The following is a 23,665-nucleotide window of genomic DNA, read 5'->3' on the forward strand; positions in this document are numbered from 1 at the left end:
AGGCTTGCCGTCACTGAGGAATCCGACGCATAATCCGCTGGTCCTGCCTGGGGGAATTTAGCCGCCCACAGGTGGAGGAGTTTGAACTGCCCATCGGGGACTTCAACCGGCGAGAGGTGAAAGTTCAATATCGCTAAGCAGCTGCCTGTTGGCAGCCAGCCGGCGACCCTCCGCTAAGACCGAGAAGTCGCTGAGCCGGGCACTAGACGGATGCTTATTTGACTTTGGACGCGGTCGTTGAGGTCATGCAAGCTTGGCCGACCGTTTACAGGTCGAACTCGTTCAAGCATTTCGGCCTGCGTCAATTCGATAATTGCAGATGAGGCGCTTTGCGCGCCGTGCAATTCGACAAAAAAAGATGGAAATCGTTGGAGGCGGCAACCATCTCGGTCGAGATGATTGCCGCTTCTTTGTTTGCCGTGTCGCCAATGCATTTGCGCATGCGAGCGTGGCTACTCGATTGGAGTCGGCCTTAGGCTCCCGGAGACGCCTCGCATTGTTTTTGCCATTCTGCCGTCTGCTCCAGCGTCGGCGAGTTGGTGTAAGTGCCAGTTTGTTTGTGGAACTCATCGTGATGGCGTTGAACGCACGCTGAGACGGCTGCTATGTGTTCCTGCGCATCCGTGTTGGCCTGAAGTTGTGCCTTCGCCTGCTCGTCGAGCGCGGCCTGTGCCGCGATCTCATCTGCCATCGGCATGCGAGTACCGTGATCATAGGTAACTTCCTTGACCAGCTTTCCGCTGGTGTCCCACACCTTCACGACACCGTCCATCTGGCCGTTTTCCCAGTCGGCATGGCCAATCTGCTGACCGGTTGCGGGATCGTATTCGTCGTCAGGTCCTTGCTTTTTCCCGGCAACGTAAGTCACGCTGTGAATAACCTGTTTGCCGTCCGGCGCGTACACAAGCAGTTGGCCGTCGTACTGACCGTTGACGCGGGTCGCATGCACGTAAAGATTTCCCGTGTCCGCGTAGTAGCCTTCCTCTATGCCGGTCGCGACGCCCCCTTCCCAGTGATTAACATAGACGAGCCTGTTCGTCTCGGGACTGTAGACTTTCTGCACACCGTCTGGCATTCCATTCTTGAATGTCACGGTCACAAAGGGCTGTTTGCCGGATGCGCCGAAGACAATGAAATCGTCGTCGAGGGTGCCGCTCGTAAATGTCATCTGCATGCGAACGATGTCGGACTGCGGCGTCTTGCATGTCGCCTTGCCGTCGAGCCAACCGTCCTTGACATGAACGTCGCAGATGGAACCAAGCCCCATCGCGCCGACCGTGGCGTTCGGGAGGTCGTAGTTGACGACGTTCATGAGCTTGCCGAAGCCGTTCTGTGTGCCAAGAATCTGGCCAGCAGAGACGTTCGTCAGAGTGCCCGAGAACGGGCTGTTAGCATCGCCCGCGTAGACCTTGCCGTTGTTGATCTGGGCGTTGCGGAAGTCGAGCATCTTGTCGCCGCAGCCGGAGAGCAACATGGAAGCGAAGGCCAGAGGCAGAAGCGCAAACCGCAGGGATTTTCGTTGTTTCATCGGTGTGTAGAGGTGAGGGTGTGGACGCGCCGGCATGCAGATCGTCTCGGCGCGTGGACGAGCCGATCTAGGCGGCCCGGCTTCGGTGTTCTTCACTGATTGGTTTTCTCTCGCTGTCGTGTTTACACCTCGAAATGGGATGCAATGCTGGCGTGTGAGCTGGCTGTCCCTCGCCTCTATAACGGCAGGAAATTTCGTTATTGAAGAGTAGATACTTCAAAAATTGAATAGTTTGTAGCGTCGTGAATCAGTCGTCATCCGGGCATCCTGCCTTCCATGACTACCCGACGCCCCGCCCCTGCTATCCGCTCGCCCGCACCGATAACGGTGGCGCTCGGCCGGCGCATCAAGCAACGCCGGCACGAGGTCGACAAGTCGCAGGAGACGCTGGCCTTCGAGGCACACGTTGACCGGACGTATATCTCGGCCATCGAGCGCGGCATCGCGAATCCCTCGGTCGAGACATTGGCAAATATCTGCCATGCGCTGAATATCACGCTGGCCGGCCTGTTCGAGCCGCTGAACGGGGTATCGCTCGTCCCGACTGGGGAACGCCGCGCGAATGCGGCGACGCCGCCTGAGATCAAGCGCAGCCGGCTCCGGTAGGGTTGGTACCAGCTTGCGGATCGACACCGCGCCGTCCATGTCCGCCTGCACGGTCAAGTCGGCCGTGATGTGAGATGCGTGCGGTTCCCCAAACTCCAGCTGCGCATTGCACGCGGCCAGCACCGGCGCAGCCTCCGCCTGATCGAGCAACAGCAATGCATTCGGGATCGAATCACGTTCCTCGATCCCGACGACCTGCGTTGTATGCCACTCGTCGGTTAGGCGGATTGACAATCCAGATGACCACCGGTCACCCGCGGCCAACTCCCCGGCGCAAAAGTGCACGAGTCCGTCGGCGGAGCCCTCGAACTGAACGAGGCTGTACGTCAGCATCGAGTTCCCAGACGAAAGCGGCGCATTCTGAAGGCGTCAGTCCGTGCAGGTAATGCGGCCACGCCTGATCCCAGAAATGCGCAATGGGGCCGTTCGCGTAGCTGGGCGCACCAACCGGATCGGACAGTCTGCCGAGTATCGCGAGCGCCATGGCTGCGCAATGCAGGGCGCTTCCGGCATCCCAGTCTCCCTGCTGGCTGAAGACTGACTGACGCGTATCGTCCAGTATCAGCCGTGGCCCCGGATATAGCATCGGGTGCAGCTGTTGAATCAGGGCGGGCATCAGTAGTCCTCCGGTAGCAGAATGGTCGTGATCGAGCGGTCGGCTTCGGTGATGACCCAAACCTTGCCGCCGCCCGGTATCGCATAGCTCGACAGCAGCCGTGCGCCGGACAACAGCGCGCGTTCGTTTTCGGCGAGGTCTTCGGCAGGCAGATCGCCCCAGTCACCGTAGATGTGTCGCGCCAGCAGTCGCAGCGGATGAATGCCGGCGGCATGGAGAGCCGCTTCGGCCGCAGGCGTTATAGCAGGTCGGCCCATTGTGAAACGTGGGCTCCGATAGATTTGCATTCTGATGTTCTCCGGGAAAAGGGCGAGCACGAGCCTCCGGATGAACCGGATGCGTGATCAGAAAAGGAAACCGGGCGCGGGATGCGCCCGGCTTATGTCGTAGCGTCGACGACCCGCTTGCGCAGGGCAGCGGCTCTGGCTTGTGAGCAGTTGAGGTACTGGCGGATGCTGGCGACGGTGGGGCGAACGATGCCGGCATCGATGTCGCGGCGCAGCTTCGAGACTTCGATTTCTAGTTCGGTCATGGTGGTAACCGAAGGCGCGTCAGCCTCTCTTCCGGTGGCTACGGCAACCATGATCGGGGACACGAGGCCATCATGATCCGTGACTCGAGGTGCTTCCTGTCGCGGTTGCATCGCAATCCACCACAGTAGGCAGGCAGTGCATTCAAGAACGGCCGCGAACGCGAGACCCACGAACAGATCGAGTCTCATATCCGCGACGCCCCGGAGCGCAGCAAGCCGCGCCGTGACTGGATCGTCGCGGGCCGAGTCACGGCGAGCGACGTTACCGTTCTCGATGACTTGATATCGTCGCACGTCGGTCGCTTCGGCATCAAGGGCATTAAGCCGGGCAGCCAGGGAGGCTCGCCGTATCCATAGCGCAGAGCAGTCGCGGATGCAGTGCCGAGCATTGACAACAGCCAGGTCGGACACAACCGACACGCGATCCGCCATCACCGCCGTCAGCGTCCGGTGGGCCGGAACGCTGATGACCGGAATGGCCGCTATGCGGACTTCGCCGGCATGGAGCTGCGACAGCAGGAAAAACGTCGCATGGCCGAACGATGCTGCGCCCATGCAGCCGAGCCACAGCACGAATCCGACGGCACGTACAGCAACTGGCGCAGGACGGCACAGCGCAGGCAGCAGATGTGCGCTGGCGACAAGCACGACGCCCATTGCGACCCACACCAGTCGTTCCGACAACCATCCGCCGCGCTGCCAGCCGGCCAGTACCGATATGCAAACGGCGGTGCCGGTTGATGCGGCGGCCAAAACGAGTGCGGAGCGACGGATCATGCAGCTTTCCCGCCGAGCAGTGCGGCGCGCTGATCCAGCCGGCCCTTCAGGCTGGATGTCGCGGGAATCCCGGTAACGTCGGTATGAGTGTTACCGTCACCGTGACCATTGTCGTCATCGGACGGTGCCGGATAGAACTCGTCCGTGACCGAGACGACTTCCTCGATACTGTCCTCGAACGCGCCGTTACTGAACCCGATCTGTGCGGCGGTATCGAGTGCGGCCTGATCGAACCCGGCAGTCTTGCGCCGTGCATCCAGCTCACGCGCCCCGGTGATCACTGCTTCTAGCGTGCTGCCTGGGCGAACACCGAGATCGACGTAGTAGATCGCCGAACGGTAGCTCTGTGTGGTGGACTTGGCGCGCAGCTTCAGTTCGAGCGGTAGACACGCGAGCAGGTTGCCAGATACCGCCGCAAAGTAATGCAGTCGCGCGGCGAGTGTGCGAATCGAGTTATACGAGGTGGTGCGGAAGATGAACGAGTCCATCCCGTCCCCGTCCTCGTCGCCGATCAACACGTTCAGCCGGCCGTAAGGCTTGCAGGCACCGCTCTGGCCAAACGCGCAGCCGTCCGGGGACGGACACGGCAGATTTTCGATGCCGGCGTGACCGGAACGACGGCACGTCTCGCCGTTGCCGACGCACACGGGTCGGCCGGACTCACGATCGAACAGCGAATATTCCGCGCGCAGGTTAAGGCCCGGATCGTTGAACAGAAACCGCACCGGAATCGACCGCAGCTTGTCGGTTGTCGCCTTCCGCAGCGATTCGTTCAGCGGGTGCAGCATCCATCCGTCGCGGTTCTGGACTTGCGTCGTCACGGTGAATTGATCATCTTTCTCCGGCAGACGCTTGCCGTTTTTCTCGACCACGCGGCCGATCGAAATCCGCCCGATGACGGGCGGGGTGATTGCCAATCCTTTCAGCATGATTTGATACTCCTGTAGGTCAGACAGAAACAAGGAACCGGCGCGAGCCGGGTTTCGTGATGGCATATTGCTTCTCGAACGCGGGGTGATCGGCTAGAAGCCGCTTCAGATCGACGCCGGTGGAATCCTTGCTGCGTTTGAACGAGACTTCACCGGTTTCAAAAACTGCATGCGATGCATCGCCCATCGTCTGTTGGATCGCCTGCTTGAGCTTCGTTTCCTCCTTTTCGCGGAATTCGATCTCAGCCCGCACTGCGACCAGATCCGCGAAGGCCGCGGATAGCTTCCGGTCGTCAGAGAAGTCCACCGTGGTTCCCGCCGTCCCCGGGTACAGGCAGCGCAGCGCTCGATCCGCAGACTCAGAGCCATCAGCGGGCGGTGGCGTGTCGTTCGCCACGTATTGCCAGAACTGCGCTTCGAGCGAAATCAACCGAGCGATCAGCTGGTCATCGCGCTCGATGCGATGCACCGCCAGCTGCTGGCCGCACAGCAGCACCGCGACGTCGGCGACGCGTTTGCCGGTAACAGCCAACTGATGCTGGACCTGTAACTGCACGTATTCCGGCACACCATCGCGCCACAGTCGTGCACCGAACTCTCCGGCCGTTTTGCACTCCAGAATATGCACGCCTGGCACGCCGACGATTTCGCGATCGAGGTTCGCGAGCATGAAGGGGATCGTCGGATGCTGAAGTACTGCATTGACCCTCCGCACACGGTTGCCGGTCTGCTGCGTGTAGGCTGCCGCGACAATCGGCTCAAGCAACGTGCCCCAGTAGACTGGCTCCGTCGTGTCGTGCGGGTCGGGTTTCGGAAGCTCTGCGTCACGGCCAGTCTTTTCGAGCCACAGTTCCAATGAGCTCTTGTATGGATTGAGTCCGACGGCAGCCGCAGCATCCGAGCCGCCGATGCCGGTCCGGCGCACCTCGAGCCAGTCGGTACGGCTCAGGCCGCCCGTCTCGACTAGGCGAAGGGCGGGAGCTGACCGGCTGAGTTTCGCACCTTGAATGAGTTGTGACATTTCCTTTTCCTTGGAGGCATCAAAGACAAAGCGCCCGGTGAGCGGTAGCTCGACCGGGCGCTTTATGACGGTGGGGGGAACATCTAGACGACGAGCTTCATCGCCTCGTCCCACGCTTTTTGCTTGAGCGTGGCGCCTGCTCCGAACCATGCGGCGTCACGCCGATGATCATTGCTGCGCGCACGGCGCTGATGGTCGACGAACTCGGTGATACTGTTCACGAGGCCCCAGGCGGTGCCAGCAGCAGAAGGCAAAGTGGCACCCTTGCCGCGACCGGCGTACAGTGCGTGCGCAGCCTTGATCGCGCTGTCATTTGTCGCCGGGGCAGGCAGACCCGTACTCGCCGGATACGTCAACACACGCTGGAAGAACGCTTCGGCGGCCGCGTCCTTCACCTTGCGCTCGGCCAGCGCCTTCATGCGGACCATGAAGCCGTCCCACGACGAGATCGCGATGCCGAGTTGGCGTTTGACGGCCTGCGCGTCGAACTGGCTACGGTGCGGCACCTTGACGGCGCCAGCGCTGTCGCCGAGCGCGATCGCGAGGGTGTTGTTGCACACGACTCGGACCGACGTGAATTGGGCCGTAGTGGCGAGGGTCCCGTCACAGGCTGTCGCAAGCAATAAATACCCGTTCACCTCATCGCGGCCCTTGAGCGTTGCGCTCTGGCCGGTACGAGCGAGCGCCCACAGCTTCTTGCCGTCCTTGAGTACGCCAGCCGTTTCCAGCTCGAAACCGCCGACTTCGGTGAGATCCCGGTAGAACTCGAGGATCTCGCGCGGCTGCACGACCTGATAGCGCGACGACACGACGGACAGCGGCGCTTTTGTGTCGGAGCGGTAGAGCACGCGCTGCTCGGGAAACGCATGGATCGAGCCGAGACCGGAGCCGGGCAGTCCGGCGACGTAGCGGACTTCGGCCGATTCGATATTCCAGTCCATACTGGCCTGCTCAGCCCAGACCTCAATCGGCTGTTTGGGGGAAAGCGGGTTACCGAGACCATGCCATGGCGTTTCACCGACGTAGGCCATTGCGGATACGAGATGCATGAAAAAACCTCCAGAGAAGTGCATAAAGCCCGGCACAGGGCCGGGCGAAAGTGGAAATACAGGAGAGTGAAAAAGCAGAAGCCGGATCAGTCCGGCCGGATGGAGAACGTGTGACCGCAAGCGCGGCAGCGCCAGTTGTCGAACACTTTTTGATCGAGGGTCTCGCCGAGCGCGGCACCGGTCGCGCAGCCGGCGGCGGCTCCGGCCAGTCCAGCGATGACCGCGCCCGCAATGGCACCACACAGCATGCCGAATGGCCCGCCAGGCGTACCGACTGTCGCTCCGATTTCTGCGCCGGACAGTGCCGCCGCCGCCGCGCTGGTTGCTCCGGTAGCAGCGCCAATTGCGCCGCCGATGCGCCGCGCACGATGACGCGGCTCAGTCAGTAACGACTGGCAGGCCGGACACGGATAGATCGCGCCGCGCGTGCCAGAGTGGAAGCGAGTCAGTTCATCGCCAAGGTGGCGATCATCCGGGGGCTCGCGTGGATCGTGCGGTCGCCGGCAGTGCAGGAGCCACTCCTCGTCATCATCGGATGGCTCAAATGGGCGGTGATCATGCATGGGCGGCCGCCTCTCGCCGGATCTTGTTGGCGTAGCAGCCGAAGCACAACGTCCAGAGCGCGCCAAGAAGGAAAGCGATCACGAAGGCGACCAAATAGTCGAGGGGACATATGGGGATCATCACCGGACTCCTGAGACGGAATGCGTCAGCACGGGAACGTGCCGACGGAGCGGCAACGGTGCCATGCTCAGGTGGGTGATATAGGTCTGAAAAAAACTGGCGTCGGGATCAGGTGAGCGCAAGCCTCCAGACGAGGCCACACGTCAGAGGAGGTGCGTTCCAGAGCCTGCGATTAAGTCGAAGACCAATCCATCCCTACGTGACGCCGCCGCTTGTGCCACTGGCGAAAGAGTTGGCGACAAATACCAGGGCGACAGATTTCAGTTGACGGATTCCCGATTTTGCACAAAAATCCGGTTGACGTTTTTCCAAATTTGCACAGTTATAAGGCCACACACTAATGAATCTGCCGCATCCGGAAGTCTTTCATCCTGGCCTTCATGCCGAGCGTCTCGAAATTGTCGCGGACATTCTGATCGCCGAACATTTTACGACGCTAACCGATCTACAAAGCGAGTACGACGATGGCTATTCGCGTGGCACTACGCGCTTCGCCCGTCAGAAGAACCGGCTGAAATCTGTCGCATTGTCGGGCCAATTTGAATGGCTTCAGTTGCGCCACGCAGGGAATGATCTCGTCTTTACGATCGAAGGCATACCGTGCCGTTTTGCCGCTGATGATCCGGAAAAGCCCACCAAGCCTGCGGTGCTCGAAGCGACGCCGATTCAGCAGTCGTTCTTTGACGAAGTAGAGAACGGCGTGCCCTGCAAATTCTGTTTCATCCTTGATGGCGGATACGCAGATGCCGACGATCCCCGCGTGGTGCTTGTCGGTGAGGACGTAATGGGCATTGTGAAATGCAAGTGGGTGTCCGGCGGCATGAAGGCGCTTCACGTGGTTTCCGCCAATACACCGCCGGCGAAAGATGTCGGGAAAGCTCCTGTTGGTCCGAAGCGGACTGACGCTGACGATGCCGCCGCAACTCCTGACGCCTCATGACTTTCATTGGTTCAAACCTGCGGACTGCACGGTTGTTTCACGGCCTTTCTCAACAGGATCTAGGCGATCAGATCGGTTGCTCGAAGCAGTTTCTTAGTCGCATCGAGTCTGGTGTCGATGTACCCACTTCTGCGCTCGTCACGAGGCTTTGCGACACGGTCGCGGTTTTGCCGGAGTACTTTGTCGAGCCGGACCCGATGCCGATCGCAGATGAGCAATGCCACTTCAGAAAGCAACTGACGACCAAAGCCGTGCTTCACCAGATCGCACGTGCGCGGGGCGAATTCTTGAAGCGCATGGTCAACGTCATGGACGAGCACCTGGATCTGCCCAGATACGGCTTTGAAGAGGGAGATACCACCACCGTCGAAGCTATCGAGCAAGCGGCAGAGCGCGCCCGGGAGCATTGGGAGTTGGGCCTTGGTCCTATTCAGAACATGACGCGTATCGCGGAAAATGCTGGCGCCGTCGTGATGCCGATAAATGGCTTGGCCCCTGAAATCGATGCGATATCGTTTGCGACGCGACGCCCGGTCATCGCGATGAACGCGGATAGTCATTCGGCATCTCGCGCGCGCTTTGGTATCGCGCACGAGATAGGTCACTTCTGCTTGCACATCGGTGTGCAGACCGGAGATAAGGTCACGGAATCTCAGGCAAATCGGTTTGCGAGCGCCTTCCTTATGCCGCGCCGGTATTTCGCTGCAGAGTGCAGGGCCGCATTACGCAGCACGCGACTAAACTGGTCGGCACTGGTCGATATCAAGCGACGTTGGGGGGTGTCTAAGGCTGCAATTCTCTATCGCGGGCGTCAGTTGGGCGTGTTTTCCGAGGAGCAGTACCGCAGTGGCGTGATCGGCCTGACTCGCCGTGGCGAAGCGCGGAGAGAGGTTGAGGACGAGCAGATGCCATTCGAAGTACCTGAACTGATCGCAGACAGCATTCAAGTGCTGCGTGAAGCCTTTGGTATTTCTCGTACCTCATTGGCCCAAGAGATGAGGGTGCAAGCTTCACTGCTGGACGAGTTGCTCGCCGCCCGCTTCGATCATGGTGCTTTCTCTAGCAAGCCCGATAACGTTTACTCAATGTCCGTGGGGCGGCGCGCGCGAAGCGGTAGCATTGGCTCCAACTCCACGAGAGGTCAATAAGCGCGTCGCATTCTTCTTGTGGATGAATGCGCGCGACAACACTGTTGTGACCCGCGGTGGGCACTGAATGACAGAACTACTCTCTATGCGTCGGCTTACCCACTACCAACTGCAGCAAAATTGCAGCAATGCTGGGAGTCGATTCTGAGGTAAAGCAAGAGCCGAAGCAACGCGCCTGTAGCCATGCGGATGCCGGTTTGGGAGACAGTGCCTCGGCCTGCAAACACCGTTGGGCGAATCCACTGCACTGACTGACAGAAGCACACAGGCGATCAGGCGACTTGCCAGTGGCGGACCGAGGCTTTGCTTGAGAGCCTGCCTCACGCCCGGAAAATATCTACCTTGGTCTCCAAGCACTTTCGCAGACTCAGATCGTTCGTTCCAACCTCAAACCAGCCGCCCGGCTTCTGATAGAAATCCAGGCCACGACCGATCTTGATGATCCAGCCGTTGTCGAGGCGGATCTCGCGGTCATGGATGTTGGGGTTGAGTTTCACCTCCAGCTCGACATCCAGCTCCAGCAGACTTTGCTTGAGTTCTTCGAGCTTTTCGGCAATTTCGGCCAACTGCGTCTTGTCGTCGTAGCCAGTGATCAAGCTGATCTTCTTCGCAGTACCGGCCTTCAGCACAGTCTCGCAAAAGCGCACAAAGTTCTGAATCTGATGTTGGAGTCGGATGTACGGGTCTTCAATGACGACGGTCTTCGCGCCCTGCAAGTAGGGGCCAAGGATCGATTCATAGCTGTAACCAGTGTCGCCATAGAGGATGCTGAAGTGCTGTTCCTTGAGCTCCACCAGTGTTGGCGTAACCACCGCGGGGGTCGGAGCAGTCGCCGACGGAGCTACTGGAGGTTCCGCTGCAACGGCGGCCGGAGGTTGAACGGCTGGCTGCACTTTGACTACCGCGCTGGGCTGCTGATCCACCTGACTCAATCCGCGACGAGCTGGCTGCTGTGTTGCCGCAGCATCTTTCGATTCAGGGCAGAAGACAACCACCTCCTCACCGCTGGACTTGAAGTAGGACAGATTGATGCGCGCAAACTCATCGTCAGGCTTGCGTTTGTTCATCTGCTCCTTAACGCGGCGGCGGCACTCGGTCGCGTAAGCCACGTACTCTTCGAACTCCTCGTCTGAAGGCGGGCCATTCGGATGCAGGATCTTCAAAAACGCACACACGGTCTTCTTGATGCCCTTTTCGTCGCGCCCCTCGATCGACTTGCCAAGACGAATGCGCTTGCTGACTTCCTCATAGCGGTTCGTGTGCTTGAATTGGTAGTGGAAGGCCTCGGCCAGATAGTCCGTAATGAAGCCATATCGGCTGGTCAGAAACTCGCTGCTATTCTTGGGCATTTCCCAGCCTGGGATATAGGCAGCAAAACGATCCATCACAGCTAGGTCAAGCTCGGGGGGCAGTGGTTGAAACAGGTCATACTCGTTGGAATTCACCACTTGCTGCACCGAGACATCAATATTGCCGACGAAGCTCAAGCTGGCATCGGCAATGACCTCGGCGCCGCGCGAGAAGCGGCCGTTGGCCATGAAGTCTTTCATGATCTGTATCGTGTCCGGATCACGCACCTTGATCCCGCCGACTTCATCAAACGCAACTGTGTCCCAATAGCCGACCAGGCCCACCTTGCGACGTGCGTTGTTGTAGAACAGCGTGGCCTTGGTTGCCTGTCCACCCGAGATTAGTGTGGCATAAGGTGAAAATTCGCTGAAGAAGTAGGACTTACCCGTGCCGCGCGGCCCCAGTTCAATGTAGTTGTAGTTGGGTTCCACCAAAGCCGCCAGTCGGGCGATGAAGTGCATCTGCACGCGTTTCGACAGCTTGCTTGGCTCCAAGCCAACCGACCTCAAAACAGCCGCGATCCACTCGTCGCGTGTGAGAGCCGCACGGCCTTCGGTGTAGCGTTCGAAGTCGAAGCGCGAGAGCTGAATCGGCCGTAGATCCTCGATGGAGAACGCATAGTCGTCGTCGTCGATATCGTTATGCGAGAGGGTCACCTCGGCCCAGATGCCCCCTTCAAGCAGTCGATCGTTGTCACGGTAGAATTTCTCGCCTATCGCGATGCGCTGCGAGTTGAAGTTTTCCAGAGATGCCCAGTGGCGCTTTTCTTTCTCGACATAGCGAACGTGGACCTTGTCGATAAACCGGTGCTTGCCCTTGGTGGCGACCTTGGACTGAGCCGCATTGGCTTCATCGGGGCGAACGTAGTTCTCCTGCAAGGAGGAAAGCACCGCTTCCATGCCGGCATCCATCTCCGCCTGATCGTTACTTGCGCAGTACTTAGCGAGCAGAAATTCGAGGACGAATGTCGGGACGTTGGTGCCTTTTTTGATCCGATGCAGCAAGTCCTTGCGCAGCACTTTGCCGTCGAAGGTCGCATTTAGCTTTTGGTCCAGTTCGTCCATAGGGTTCACTCCGTATAGTCGGTTTCAATCGCAAGAGCGCTGTATGCCGCAAGCGTGGTCGGATTCAGCGCCTTGATCGAGAACTTGCCTCTGAACTCGTCGTCCATGCGCAGCGCGATTTGCTTGCGCTGACCTGCCATCAAGGTCACGGTTCGGGTGGCGGGATTCACATCGCCGCCTGGGCGTGGCTCACCGACCACCTTGCCATTGCTGTCCTGCGCCTCCAGCAAGATCTCAACGCTCATGTCTTGCAAAAACATATCGTCGGCGACCAGGATCACTTCGATGACTGGCAATCTCGTAGTAATTCGTTTGGCGCCGTTCTTGTAGCCCAGCTCCACCACTATCTTACGCAGTTCCGCATGGGCGGCGGTATCTAGGCGCGCCACCAGCACCGGTACAACGGCCTCCGCCAGGGACGCCCCGCCGTGGAAATATAAGTGCCCAGAGCGATAGGGCGCCATGCTGCGGGGCAACGCCACTTGGGAGAAGTCACCCCGAATGCCGACCTTCTCAGCGCTGACTACTAGGCTGTGACCATCTTCCGAACCATTGCCCAGCATTATGCGGTCATGCGCATTCACTGGCCATTTGCCTTGGGGTTTGACACACACATCCCCAGCCTCCGCCTGCGCGTTGAGGAAGAAGCCATGGTCGGTCACGATGACAGCTTCGTTGAATCCCATGCCGCGCAGCTTATGCAGTGCGACGCGAATCAGCTTAAGCGTGCCGGGAATCAAGCCTAGAGTCGTCTCGGGGTTGCTCTCCAACTGGCTGTCGATTTCCGTAGAGCGCAGCACCAGCAGGTCGACGGTCTCTGAAATCTTCGGTTTGCCACGCACGAAATCGTTGAGCAGCATTTCCGAGAAGCGGTCCCCGTAACGCTTGGCCAGCACATTCATGCGCTGCGGAACGTTGCCCACTGGCGCCCCCGCCAGCTTGGGCACGAGTGAGTCGTTCTCCAGCGACAAGGTCAAACCTGTGCGTGCTCCGGGCAACAAGCTCGCCATACCCACCAAAGTGATGGTCGGCAGCTGCGCGTAAGCTGCTTGCAGCTCGACCGGGCCGTCCTCTACCAGCAGTTTTTCGAGCGCCACGCCCAACTCGTAGCGCAGGGCGTCCACCATCAGGTAGGCCACTTTGCGCCCGCATTCTTTGAGCCGATCTGCCACCAACCGATCGAAGGCATCGGCGTTGGCGAGGCGTGCGCTAGGCGGCCAGCCAGCCGTCTCGACGTGCTTCACGAACACGCCCTGAACCTTTTCGGCCAGGCGCCGATAGCGAGCCCGTGCCTGGCTGATCACCTCGTGCATCAAGCCGTGCTGGTCGAGGAAATCGCCTGCCGCTTGCTCGAACTCGCGCTGCAAGCGGTCCGCTTCTCGCAGGCTGCCCAGGTAGAAGTCGATCAGATCAGCCTGAGAGCGTGAGTGGTCTGGCAGCTGGCGTTCAAAGTCTTCGCAGGCCTCGACCAAGCTCAGGCCAGACCGCACCAACTCCCACTGCGCCTGACTTTCGCCTTTGCCCAGCCACACCGAGCTTCTATGACGGGACAGCACACGGCGCGTGGCATCAGTGTCGCCGGTTACGACGCCCTTGATCGCCGTGCGCAGGAAGGTCCGCTCCTCGAATGGGAAGGTGTCGCGCTCACCCAAGTCTTCAATCCACCCACACAGATCCGCCAGATTGAGCTCTGCCTCGATGCCCTCGGCTCGCTCGATGTACACCGCGCGTGATTTCGGGTCGCTGCGCAGGCGCTCGCAAACATCCTCGACGATGGGCCTAGCTTCGGGGGGGGCATATGGCACTCCTTTCAGGGTCTCTGGCAGCGCCACCGGTAAATCAAAAACGAACTCACTGAACAGCACGTAGCGCCAAAGCTCATCCGCCAAGGCGGCCCAGGTCTTGCCGCGGGTCTTTACGCTGAGGCTCAAGGTAGCGCGCAGGAAATCGCGCGCCTCTTCCACCCAGCCTTCCTGCCCCTTCAGCGCTTGGGTTTGGCTGGCGCTCGGCGCCAGTAGTGCCACCAGAATCTCCCGGCCAGATTCAACCCGCAAGGTTGCCCGCAGTTGGGGCCAACTCACGCCGCCGCCGATGGCATCGATAACCGCAAATGTAGGCCCCGCAGGTGACCCGGCAAACGCCTGGCGGATCTCGGTAGCGTGATCCGGCTTGGCACGCAGGCAAAGGCTCAGGTACTCGTCGCCATCGTCCTGCGGGAACGCCGCGCCGCATTCTGCGTATAGCGCGAACGGGTCCGCTTGCTTTTGCGCGTCAGTCTCTGGTCGTCTGAAAGGCACATAGATTAAAACCCCTTCCAATGGGGCTTTGGGTTGCCCCACCTCGCGCAGCGCAAGCAGCGCCGCCTCGCGGCATTCAATGCTGCTTTCTGATGCATCCACCACCCGCACCTTGTCAGCCGCCAGATCGAAACACTGTTCGCGGTAGCGCTGGTCGGCGTCGTATACCACCAAGGCGCCGGCTTGTTTCAAGCGCGGCCGCAGCACGCTCTCGCGGATAAATTCAGCAATACTCATTCATCACCCCCGGCTTTCTTTTTTGCCGCGCGCCTTTTTCGGTTTGGCCACGGGCTCGACATACAGATTCTCTAAGCGGTGTGCGATGGCTAGCGACTTGTCGGTCTTGCACTTTTCCCGCACGCGCTCCGGCCAGTAGTTCTTGGCCAGATGCGCCCAGTCGTAGTCGCCTTTTTCCAGCTTGGCCCAGGTGTCCTTGAGCACTTTCTGCCAGGCCTTGTGGCGGAACAGGGGCCACAGTGGCGCGGCGCTGATCTGCACGCCGTCGTCATGCTTGGGCTTGTAGGTGGGCGCTAGCTTAAGCAGTGTGTCGCGCAGCTCAAGCAGCTCGAACTCGAAGGCCTGCAGTGTCTCGAACTGCTTTTCGTCTTCGCGTGTACGGGAGACGCCTTGATTGCGCAGCGCCGTCACGTCATCACCGATTTGTTTTAGCTTGGGCTCGACGAAATCGTTGATGGCGGTGTAGAGCGTCTGGCTTGAGAGGCTCGGGTAATAGACCCACAACGTGTAACTGCCGGAAGGTGTCGCCATGGGCCAGTAGATGGGTGCCTTACGGCGGCTCTTCGCATAGCGTCGCAAGTGAAAGGGGAAGAACTCGCGTTGCAGCCAACGGCGAACATCATCCGGTACAGCCACCGCGACGCGGGTAAGCACCTCCTCGACGAGGCGTACTAGGTCGTGTGGGTGCCCCTGGTCGTCCACCAAGATGCCGTTGTGAACATGAAATGACTCGGATACGTCAGAAAGCATGCCTGGACTTTGGGCCGGCAACGGATCAAACGGGGCCGGCTCGAGTGGAACTTGGCGTTCGCCAGTAACTAGCCGCCAATCGAAGCGGCCGAAGGCCACACCCACGCCCCACGACAGGCGTGAGAATGTCTCATCATCAACCTCGTCGGCATCGGAGCTACTTTCATCACTCTGTTCTTCATCGCCATTAATGTCTGCAGCGTCAGCATCCGACATCCGGACCAATGCCTCGTTATGATCGCGCTGAACGGCGCCAAACTCGTCTCGCGTCAGTCCAGTCAACTCAGCTATACGCCCATCAAACATTGCGCCTATCAGAGTCTCACGGTTGAAGAGTTGACGCCTTTCACCTTCGCCGTTAAGTGAGGGTGTCGTGAATAGGATTTCGGTCTCATCACGCTTAAATTTTTCAGCCATCCTCTCACGCACATCCGAAATGATACGGGATGCCTCATTTAGGTCGTTCGCTTCCGGCTTGATGTAAGGTATCGCAGAAACCATTGAGTTCTGGAATTTTGGCTGCCAGAACGCCTCGCCGCGAAAGCGGGAAACAGCAGTGGCTAGGTTCGACGACAACAGGGCCGCAAGCCAAATTTCCGATCCTTCCTTTGGGTACACCTGACTTCTGCCTGCTGTCGGAATAACCCCTAAAGGCACGAGATAGGGAACTAAGCGACTTGAGCGAAGCATGTAGCTGAAGCCCGGTCTGAAGTACATTGACTCAGACATTACGTATTTCGACGCAGAGTGGCCGTTTCCAACGTGATAGGCCTTAATCTCGGCACCGTCCTCAAACCAGTTGACATATAGGTGTATCGAAGAAAGAACTGGCGACGCTGATTCCGTTTTTGAGTACCACACCCATTTTTTTCTTCTACTTAACTCGATAGCTTCGTGGCGAAGCTCTTCTACATCGTGCTTCTTGGTGGGGATCACAACTTCAGAGCTGTTCACCTCCCACCAAAGTCTCAGGAATCTGAAATCATCCCCAGTCTGCAAACCAACCCGTATGGAGCATTCCAACGGCTCGACTGCGGGGTGTGCTGCAATCTTTCTGGCGATCGAATCGCTGATCCAATACACATACGGCATATCGTCAAAGACTGAAAACTGCTCGACTCGCTTCATAAAGAGGTTATTGCCACCGCGCCCGCTCTTCAGTAAGTGAATTGATTCGAGTAGACCGCTGTTTTTATCGACCCGATTAAGCTCTCGAAAGAAGATCGCTTCATCGCCCTTTCCGTGGTTCCTCTCCCAAGTGACAGCTGCAGTTTCCACCATCGCATCGAGCACCCCCTGTCCAAGATCAACAAAACTCTCCAGTGAGAGATCCTCAGCCAGCACCGACTTGCGAAATGCCGAAAAGCTCTGGAGAAAGAAGCATGTGCGGCTGACAATCGCTCCAACACGGCCACCCGGCCGAACCAATTGCGTTGCTCGCTCGATAAACTGCGTGAGAAGATTTCCCTTGGATCGTGGCAGAGTCTCATCAAGGTAAGTTTTCGTCGAGCGTGTAGGCTCGCCAAACGGTGGATTCATCACCAAGACATCAAATCGCTCGCTTGAGAGGTCAATCAAACGCAACCCATCCAGCGCATCTTGAGCAAATAGCCGTGCTTGATATGTCGATTTCGCTGCATGAGAAAACCCAAGGAGTGCCTTTCGCAACCTGGTTTCGGCCTGCCACCAGGTCTCTTGCTCCTGTTCGGCGAATAGGCCAGTCCCGTTCCCAACATATATCTCTTTAGTTAGCCTCTGAAGGTCTTTCTCGACCTGTAGCAATACTCCTAGCTCGGGAAGTCCCTTCAGAAGCTGTAGGGTTTTCTCAAACAGCTCGGCGTCGCGCTTATCTAGGCCGGCCGAGAAGTGCCGCTGAAGATCACGCTCTGCCGGAGGTGCAATGGCAGCGACGACATGCCCACGACCGATGAGCGGGCGGTCTTTGACCTTGACGCCGGCATCGTGCCAGGCGCGCTGCGCTCGCAGCCAAAGTGCCAGTGAGGCGATCTGCGCGGCGCGCGGGTCAATGTCCACGCCGTAGATGTTGTGCTCGATGATCAGGCGCGGCAAGTCGCACAAGAATGCTGCCTCGTCGGCGTAGGTCTGACTCAGCGGCTTGAGCGCCGCCTGGGGCTGGGCGGAAACGTCCAGCGAGCCGGGGCCGTGTAGCTGCTCCCAAGCCCAGGATTCGCGATAAATCTCGGCAAACAGGTCGAAGGCATACAGGCCGAAGTGCATGGAGCCGCAGGCGGGGTCCAGTAGCTTCAGGGTACGCGGATCGCGCAGCTTTGTAGCAGCTTGGGGCGTTTCATCGGGTTTGACCAGCAGGTACTGGCAACGCTCGCGCAGGTGGGTTGCGCCACTGGTGGCGTTGAACCACAGACGTCCCAGAGTGTTGTCCACTAGGAACTCGACTACGTACCGCGGCGTGAAGAACTGGTTGCGCACTGCCAGCTCGTGGCTGTTGCGCGGCGCCTGCGAGGCATCGCGCATCGCCTTGCGTTCTTCCTTGGAGTTGAAGTACTGGTAAATCCAGCCGATGGTTTCGTCCTCGCTCCACAAGGGAGCGATCTCGGCATCGTTGACTAGGTTGAGCACTTGCAGCAGCGCCGCTTCACGTGGGAACAGGCGACCCTGCGGTGAGTAGCGGTCAAAAAGCCCCGGCAGATCTTGGCTCAGTTCATCGAAAACGCTAAACAGATAGGCGCGGTAGGCATCGCCGGTTTCACCCAGTCCTGTGCCGGCAAGTCGTGCGTAAAGCTGAAACCCTTTCGCCTGGAGGCCGTTGCCCACCGATTCCACCAGCAGCCCGCGCGCCTCGGCCATGCGCAGGGCGGCCAACCGGTTGAGCACCGTAAAGGCCTGCTCTCGAACTATGCGATCTAGCCCCTGTCTGGCGGCCATGTTGCCACCGGCGCAGTAGTGCGCCAAGGTGTCGCGCAAGATGCGCGCGGATTCGCGCTGGGCATCGTTGATGTGGCGCAGGCTGGCCAGCTCCGTAACGCTGCCTGCGTTCGGGTCCATGCCGTAGTCGTTATGGAGCTGACGAGTAAACTCCTCTTCCAGCACGCGGCGTGCGTCGTTGACAAAGCGCTGCAGCCGAATTCTTGTGGTTTGGTCGAAGGCCATGCTTACTTCTCGCCTCCGTTACCTACCGAGAACGTCACTTCGATCTGAGAGTAGAGGCCGAGCTGCGCCTTGATTTCATGGAGCTGCTGGATCAACGAGTCGATGTCCGCGGCCGATGTGATCTTCGCTGGTACGGAGATCGACTTGGAGAGTTTGGCCGGGCCTTTCTCGCCGGTCTTGGCCCGCTCTTCCTCCATACGCTGGCGAAGGCGTTCCTGGCCTTGCCGCTGGATGGAGCGCTTGAGCTCTTCGAGCGTGCTGTTGATGTCGTAGTCGCGGGCCAGGAGCTTCTTGAGTCCGGCCAGATTGTGGGTGGCTGCCAGAGCGAGCCCATCCAGCCGGTTCACTGCGTTGCCACGCTCTTCTTGGGTGAGTTCGTCCCATTCGGGGATGCGCTGCAAGTCCTCGACGCCTTCCCTCAAACGCAGCTTCTGCTGTTCTGACAGGGTGATGACCGCATCACGCACGCGCCCTTTCAGGTGGGTGAGCTGAGAGTTAAAGTCGGCGACATGCTTGTAGAAGTCCTCTTTGCCCAAGCGCTCTGACAAGGTTCCCAGGTCTTCGCTCACTTCGCGGCGCAACTCACCCGGAACACCGGTGTCGGGCAAGGCTTCGATGTCGCGGCGATGGGCTTGAAGATCCCGCAGCGTGGCATCGAGCCCGTTGTCGAGCACGCGCTTCACTTCGAGCGCCCACCTGATGTTGTCGTAAATGGCGGAGGTTTCGGCGCCCAGGCGCTGGGGTGCGTCCGACGCATCGGTGAACAGGACGTCGGCAATGTCCTGATTCAAGGTGCGGATGCGGTCGCTGCCCGCCAGCCCGAGGCCACTGAGCTTTTCGGCCAAGGAGCCGTAGTCGTGCTGGAAGCGCGGAAAGTGCTTGGCTGCTGCCTTACTGATCTCCTGCTCCAGCGGAATGACCATGTCTCCGACCAGTTCGGTGAGCCGCTCTGCCGCCCGCCCGAGGGTTTCGATGGACGGGCGCTCGTCGCGAAGCGCGACGCCGATCTGTTTGAAGGAGTTGTTGGTCTTGAGGGCGTCGATCGCCTGCTGGCCTGCGGCAGTTACTTCTCGCCCCGAAACTTTAAGCTTGATTTCACCGGCCATCAGCATGGCGGCGACGATGTAGCGCGTTGTATCTGGCGACCAGCCGAATGGGTCGTTGTTGAAGTCGTCGAGCAGGCGCTTGCCATCGACCGTGCCGCGCTTGTCGATGTAGTCGCGGATGCTGATTACCGCCTTGTGATCGGTCTTGAACGAGGCGCGACCCGCAGCCGTCTGCACCAGGCCAAGTGGGTCCACGCTGCTGCTGATGGCGGCGGGGTTGGCGACCTTTAGGAATTTCTCGGCGGTGTCAGTGCCGGCGCGCACCGGGGCTTCGACGTAGCGGTCGAACACCTGGTCAGCCACATCGGAGAGCAGCTTCTTGGCCGCTTCCAGCAGGTCGGCATCCAGCGCCGATACTGCCGTCGCCTGGCCACGGAAAACAAACGAGCCGGCCTGCAGGGTTTGCTTGATCTTGCTCTGGAGGTGGGTCGCGAGCTTGGCGGCGCGGTCGAGCTGGCCAGTACAGTAGTCCTTGACCTCTTGGTCGGGCTCGTTGCGGTGCAGTTCGGCGATGCGTTGGCAGCGATAGATTTCGTTGGCAAGGTCGTCCAACTCGGGGTTGGACCGGGCCAACAGCCCGATGATGTTGCGCCCCGCGCGGCTGCGGGAGTCGTCCAGCATGCGGTTCTTGGCGGCCTCGTAGTCGCTGGCATGCACCAGCTCCACGACGGTTTGGATGGTGCTCTGATCACTGGCCAGGCTGGTGATGGCGCTGCCTGCCTGGACCTTCAAGCCCGTAGCGACGGCCATCGTGCCGTGGAGGCTGACGCGGGGGGGCGGGTCGAATGATTCACGAAGCGCATCATTGAAGATGCGCTTCACATCCACGGTACGCAGAGCAATGGCGCCGCGCTCTTGTTCGATGTCGCGCAGCTTCTCGCTGAGGAAGACGAGGTTGCCATCTTTCTCACCGAGCGGCACATGGACGTCACCCAACATTTCTTCCACGGCCTTGTGAACCGTGTCGACATGCGATGGCGCAGTGACGGATGGGTGCATCAGACTAGCGACGTTCTGCACTGACACCGGCAAATTGCCGAGGATCTGCAACACGGCAACGGACTTGGCGATATCCTGATGGAGTTGCGAATCCGGGAAGCGAATCTGAACCTTGCCGACCGCCTGGTGAATGGAGGTAAACGCACGACGGATGTCCTTCTCCAGCTCGTCGTACAACGTGACAGTGGTGGCGAGCCAGCCTACTGGCTGATCGGCCATCGCCTTTGAGCCGCCTTCGCCCTTGAGGACGTCCTGGATCACCTTGATCGCAGAGCGCAGACCGATGCCACCGGTGGATTTGGCTAGGGCACCTAGCAGGTGAAGCAGAATGTCAAAGTGAGCCGGCAGGAATGGGTAGAGATTGGTGAAGCTTTCCTTGCTGAAGTCCGCGTCGTAGTACTTGGCGTCCTGCAGCTTGGTGTTGTGCCGCAGCGCTTGGCCGTGGGCATCGAACAGCTTGCCAAGCGCTGTCTCGCCGGTCGGCGATTTACCGAGCAGTCGGCGATAGCAAATCTCTTTGATATCGCTCGATTCCAGGTCGATCTGGATCGGGAAACGATCCTTGAGCTTATAGAGCTTGTCCGAGTTCAGCGCTGCACGGGGGTCATCTTCAGTAAGCGTCTGCTGCGCCGTAGAGATGACCCAGGCCTTACCGTTGCCCAGCCGCTTGAGGTTCTTGGCCAAGCCATCGAGGTTGAGGATCAGGTTGTCACGCGAGGCGACATACTGGCCGACTTCGTCGACGATGAAGATGATGTTTTGCTTGCCGCTTTTCTCGCGGACGATGTCGATCATCTCCTGCACACGCTGGTCTTCGAACTGGAAGAAGCCCTCGGTGCTGGACGAGAAGGACTTGGCTTCCGGAAAGAGCGCTGGGTACATCTGGTGGGCGATCTTCGGAATCAGCCCGTCGATGGCCAGTGGATTGTTTTGAACGCGCGCCCAGGTCGCACCGGGCAGCGCATCGGCAATGCGCTCATAAAGCTCGGGCGTGCGGCCGTCCTTCTCGATCATGCGTTCGAAGGCGGCAACCTTGAGGTTTCTCGAATAACCTGCCCACTGCAGCACTTTGAAATAGAGGACGGTGGAGACGTCTTCCATCGTGGCGCCGGCGAGCATTTCGCTAGCAAGGTCCAGCATGACCACGGCGGCCGGGAACCGCTGTGCCACGGTACTCAGCAAGGCCTTTGTTTGCGGCTTGTGGAGGCGGTCCTGCAGGTACCTGATGAATGGCGTACCGTCGATGCTGCGTTGATCATCAAACGCCAGGCCGAGATACTTCGTGAACGAGCTCTTACCTGACCCGTAGAAGCCCGAGACCCAGACACCGATCTCATTCTCGCCACCTGACTCCATCGCCAACTGCATGCGATCAAGGAGCTTGCGGAACTGGTCCTCAATGCTCTCGGTGACCACGTACTCGGAGATCTCGGCCTTCAGGCGGCCCTCTTGCGAGGCGCCATAGGTGATGACCTTCTCGATGGTCCGGTAGATGTCCTTGCTTGGGTCGAAAAGTGATCGGATGGTCATAGGTTTATTCTGGGGTTCTTTTATCTGTTCAGCCGCCGACATGGACGGATCGGTAGTTACCGTCTTCCGGGTAGAAGCCGAGAAACTTCAGGCGCGTCTTGCCGGTTCGCACGCCGGGGTACAGAAAAATCGTCGGTACGTGAAACTTACCTTGGAGCTGACTTTCGATGGCACCGATCCGCAAAAATGGATGCAGCGCTTCCAGGTCCGTCACCAATAGCAGCGCATTCTGCTGTCCTTCGAGCGGCTGCAGGGCATCCTCCAGAAGTTTCAGTAGGCCGTCGTCCGCCGTCAGGATGTCCGCCAATGACTTATTGGTGCGCGGCCAGTCGAGCGGAGCAGATTTGTCTTCCATCACGCAGAGTGGCCATAACGGGTCATCTTTGAGCAACGCCCAGATCTGTTCTGTGATGGAGAACGTATGCACTTCCCACCCTTCCTGGTGGAGCTTGGCCGCCCAGGCGGGCGTCTGTCGCTTCACCTCGAGAATCTGTTCGGGGGAAAAGACTAGGTAGTAAATCGGCTCGAAGCTCGCATGGCCGAGTTCGCGCCCTTGCCGGATGCGCTCCCGCAGTTCGTCGAAGTCAGCTTTGAGTGAGGACATCGCAGAGCGCCTCCATGTCTTGTTGTTTCCAGCTGATTCGGATCACATCACCAGCCGCTTGGACGATGAGCAATCCCTTCAGCGAAAGCCGCTTGATCTCATCCAGCACGTCTTCGCGCGCTAGGCCAAATAGCTGCCAGTCTTCGTGTGTCAGCAGGGCATTATCACCGACGCCGGAAAAGTGCAGCTCGTAGGCAAGGTATGCGGCCACGCTTGGTGAGATGCGGAACGGGACGATGCGCCGCCCCTTGGTCGACGCTCCGCCGAGCAAACCAAAATCTGAGCAACATCCTGTCAAATAGCGGCCCATTCGCACTATCTGACCCTCTGCCCAGCGAGAAGGGGTCTTGCCATCGTCGATCGCGCGTCGAATAAATTTCTCGGCATTTTCTTTAGTAACCACGTCGACTGCGGACTCGTAGCTGCCCCAGTACACAGTTCTAACAAAGTCAGCAAGTATTGGGTTAGCGCGACAGGTATAAATAAAAAAAAGTTGCGCAATTTCAGGTTGCGTCAGATTCGGCAAGAGACGCCTTAAATCTGCCGCCGCCCGCCCGCTCTTCGCTAGGTACCGATTGGCAAAGCATCTAACAACAATGTTCCTCAAACGGTAGGCAGAAACGTTCGAAAAAAGTCCTAACCCGAGAACCTTTTTATAGAGTTCGTCAGCATCGGTACGTGGCGCCCAAACTTCCAGCAAAATTTTCGTCTCATTGATCAGGCCCAACCCCATGGCCAGATTTGTGTCGTACTTTACTTGCTTAATCAC

Annotated in this window: 16 protein-coding genes; 3 read left to right on the forward strand and 13 right to left on the reverse strand. The window is 59.1% G+C overall.

Annotated elements, in window-relative coordinates; all coding sequences use genetic code 11:
- Positions 1-472: 472 nt before the first annotated feature.
- Entirely contained in the window at positions 473-1,624 is a 1,152-nt protein-coding gene (locus QCE69_RS15375) for a toxin-antitoxin system YwqK family antitoxin (RefSeq protein WP_309931439.1), read from the reverse strand.
- A 180-nt stretch (positions 1,625-1,804) separates the two neighbouring features.
- On the opposite strand from QCE69_RS15375, the gene QCE69_RS15380 reads away from it, so the two are divergent.
- Positions 1,805-2,134 (forward strand): helix-turn-helix transcriptional regulator, encoded by a 330-nt coding sequence (locus QCE69_RS15380; RefSeq protein ID WP_309931441.1) that lies wholly within the window; start codon positions 1,805-1,807, stop codon positions 2,132-2,134.
- 615 nt (positions 2,135-2,749) lie between these two features.
- Here the strand turns inward: QCE69_RS15380 and QCE69_RS15385 are convergent.
- The 6 genes from QCE69_RS15385 to QCE69_RS15410 form a co-directional block, all read right to left on the reverse strand.
- Entirely contained in the window at positions 2,750-3,067 is a 318-nt protein-coding gene (locus QCE69_RS15385; protein ID WP_409021190.1) for a hypothetical protein, read from the reverse strand.
- Positions 3,068-3,129: 62 nt separating this feature from the next.
- The gene (locus QCE69_RS15390) at positions 3,130-4,059 is read right to left on the reverse strand and encodes a hypothetical protein (protein WP_309931444.1); all 930 of its coding nucleotides are present in this window, start codon (positions 4,057-4,059) and stop codon (positions 3,130-3,132) included.
- The gene (locus QCE69_RS15395; RefSeq protein WP_309931446.1) at positions 4,056-4,988 is read right to left on the reverse strand and encodes a phage capsid protein; all 933 of its coding nucleotides are present in this window, start codon (positions 4,986-4,988) and stop codon (positions 4,056-4,058) included. Before QCE69_RS15395 ends, QCE69_RS15390 begins: the two co-directional genes overlap by 4 nt.
- A gap of 19 nt (positions 4,989-5,007) precedes the next feature.
- Positions 5,008-6,009, reverse strand: a complete 1,002-nt coding sequence (locus QCE69_RS15400) for a lambda-exonuclease family protein (protein ID WP_309931447.1) — start codon at positions 6,007-6,009, stop codon at positions 5,008-5,010.
- Between the two features lie 83 nt (positions 6,010-6,092).
- Positions 6,093-7,058 (reverse strand): DUF932 domain-containing protein, encoded by a 966-nt coding sequence (locus QCE69_RS15405; protein ID WP_309931448.1) that lies wholly within the window; start codon positions 7,056-7,058, stop codon positions 6,093-6,095.
- Between the two features lie 86 nt (positions 7,059-7,144).
- Positions 7,145-7,621 (reverse strand): hypothetical protein, encoded by a 477-nt coding sequence (locus QCE69_RS15410; RefSeq protein WP_309931450.1) that lies wholly within the window; start codon positions 7,619-7,621, stop codon positions 7,145-7,147.
- A 461-nt stretch (positions 7,622-8,082) separates the two neighbouring features.
- Between QCE69_RS15410 and QCE69_RS15415 the strand changes: the two genes are divergently transcribed.
- Positions 8,083-8,682 carry a hypothetical protein gene (locus tag QCE69_RS15415; RefSeq protein WP_309931451.1) on the forward strand — a complete coding sequence of 200 codons (600 nt, stop codon included), beginning with the start codon at positions 8,083-8,085 and terminating at the stop codon, positions 8,680-8,682.
- The gene (locus tag QCE69_RS15420; RefSeq protein WP_309931452.1) at positions 8,679-9,830 is read left to right on the forward strand and encodes an XRE family transcriptional regulator; all 1,152 of its coding nucleotides are present in this window, start codon (positions 8,679-8,681) and stop codon (positions 9,828-9,830) included. Before QCE69_RS15415 ends, QCE69_RS15420 begins: the two co-directional genes overlap by 4 nt.
- A gap of 320 nt (positions 9,831-10,150) precedes the next feature.
- On the opposite strand, the gene brxL is transcribed toward QCE69_RS15420, so the two are convergent.
- Genes brxL through QCE69_RS15450 form a run of 6 tightly spaced genes read right to left on the reverse strand, consistent with a single transcriptional unit; the run spans position 10,151 to position 23,665 of the window.
- Positions 10,151-12,244 (reverse strand): BREX system Lon protease-like protein BrxL, encoded by a 2,094-nt coding sequence (gene brxL / locus QCE69_RS15425; RefSeq protein ID WP_309931454.1) that lies wholly within the window; start codon positions 12,242-12,244, stop codon positions 10,151-10,153.
- A 5-nt stretch (positions 12,245-12,249) separates the two neighbouring features.
- Positions 12,250-14,778 carry a PglZ domain-containing protein gene (locus QCE69_RS15430; protein ID WP_309931456.1) on the reverse strand — a complete coding sequence of 843 codons (2,529 nt, stop codon included), beginning with the start codon at positions 14,776-14,778 and terminating at the stop codon, positions 12,250-12,252.
- Between the two features lie 3 nt (positions 14,779-14,781).
- Complete coding sequence (gene pglX, locus QCE69_RS15435) at positions 14,782-18,657, reverse strand: BREX-1 system adenine-specific DNA-methyltransferase PglX (protein ID WP_309931458.1); 3,876 nt, start codon at positions 18,655-18,657, stop codon at positions 14,782-14,784.
- A gap of 2 nt (positions 18,658-18,659) precedes the next feature.
- Positions 18,660-22,334, reverse strand: coding sequence for a BREX system P-loop protein BrxC (brxC, locus tag QCE69_RS15440; RefSeq protein WP_309931459.1), 3,675 nt, complete (start codon positions 22,332-22,334; stop codon positions 18,660-18,662).
- Entirely contained in the window at positions 22,321-22,896 is a 576-nt protein-coding gene (locus tag QCE69_RS15445) for a BREX protein BrxB domain-containing protein (protein WP_309931461.1), read from the reverse strand. Before QCE69_RS15445 ends, brxC begins: the two co-directional genes overlap by 14 nt.
- Complete coding sequence (locus QCE69_RS15450; protein ID WP_309931462.1) at positions 22,877-23,665, reverse strand: BrxA family protein; 789 nt, start codon at positions 23,663-23,665, stop codon at positions 22,877-22,879. The genes QCE69_RS15445 and QCE69_RS15450 overlap by 20 nt, the downstream gene beginning before the upstream one ends.

The organism is Caballeronia sp. LZ032 (genome assembly GCF_031451315.1).
Lineage (GTDB): Bacteria > Pseudomonadota > Gammaproteobacteria > Burkholderiales > Burkholderiaceae > Caballeronia.

Excerpts from the sequence above, each read along its gene's own strand:
- brxL (WP_309931454.1), bottom strand. The coding sequence starts at position 12,244 with ATGGACGAACTGGACCAAAAGCTAAATGCGACCTTCGACGGCAAAGTG.
- QCE69_RS15380 (WP_309931441.1), top strand. The coding sequence starts at position 1,805 with ATGACTACCCGACGCCCCGCCCCTGCTATCCGCTCGCCCGCACCGATA.
- QCE69_RS15445 (WP_309931461.1), bottom strand. The coding sequence starts at position 22,896 with ATGTCCTCACTCAAAGCTGACTTCGACGAACTGCGGGAGCGCATCCGG.
- pglX (WP_309931458.1), bottom strand. The coding sequence starts at position 18,657 with ATGGCCTTCGACCAAACCACAAGAATTCGGCTGCAGCGCTTTGTCAAC.
- QCE69_RS15390 (WP_309931444.1), bottom strand. The coding sequence starts at position 4,059 with ATGATCCGTCGCTCCGCACTCGTTTTGGCCGCCGCATCAACCGGCACC.
- QCE69_RS15395 (WP_309931446.1), bottom strand. The coding sequence starts at position 4,988 with ATGCTGAAAGGATTGGCAATCACCCCGCCCGTCATCGGGCGGATTTCG.
- QCE69_RS15405 (WP_309931448.1), bottom strand. The coding sequence starts at position 7,058 with ATGCATCTCGTATCCGCAATGGCCTACGTCGGTGAAACGCCATGGCAT.
- brxC (WP_309931459.1), bottom strand. The coding sequence starts at position 22,334 with ATGTCGGCGGCTGAACAGATAAAAGAACCCCAGAATAAACCTATGACC.
- QCE69_RS15415 (WP_309931451.1), top strand. The coding sequence starts at position 8,083 with ATGAATCTGCCGCATCCGGAAGTCTTTCATCCTGGCCTTCATGCCGAG.
- QCE69_RS15400 (WP_309931447.1), bottom strand. The coding sequence starts at position 6,009 with ATGTCACAACTCATTCAAGGTGCGAAACTCAGCCGGTCAGCTCCCGCC.
- QCE69_RS15420 (WP_309931452.1), top strand. The coding sequence starts at position 8,679 with ATGACTTTCATTGGTTCAAACCTGCGGACTGCACGGTTGTTTCACGGC.
- QCE69_RS15410 (WP_309931450.1), bottom strand. The coding sequence starts at position 7,621 with ATGCATGATCACCGCCCATTTGAGCCATCCGATGATGACGAGGAGTGG.
- QCE69_RS15430 (WP_309931456.1), bottom strand. The coding sequence starts at position 14,778 with ATGAGTATTGCTGAATTTATCCGCGAGAGCGTGCTGCGGCCGCGCTTG.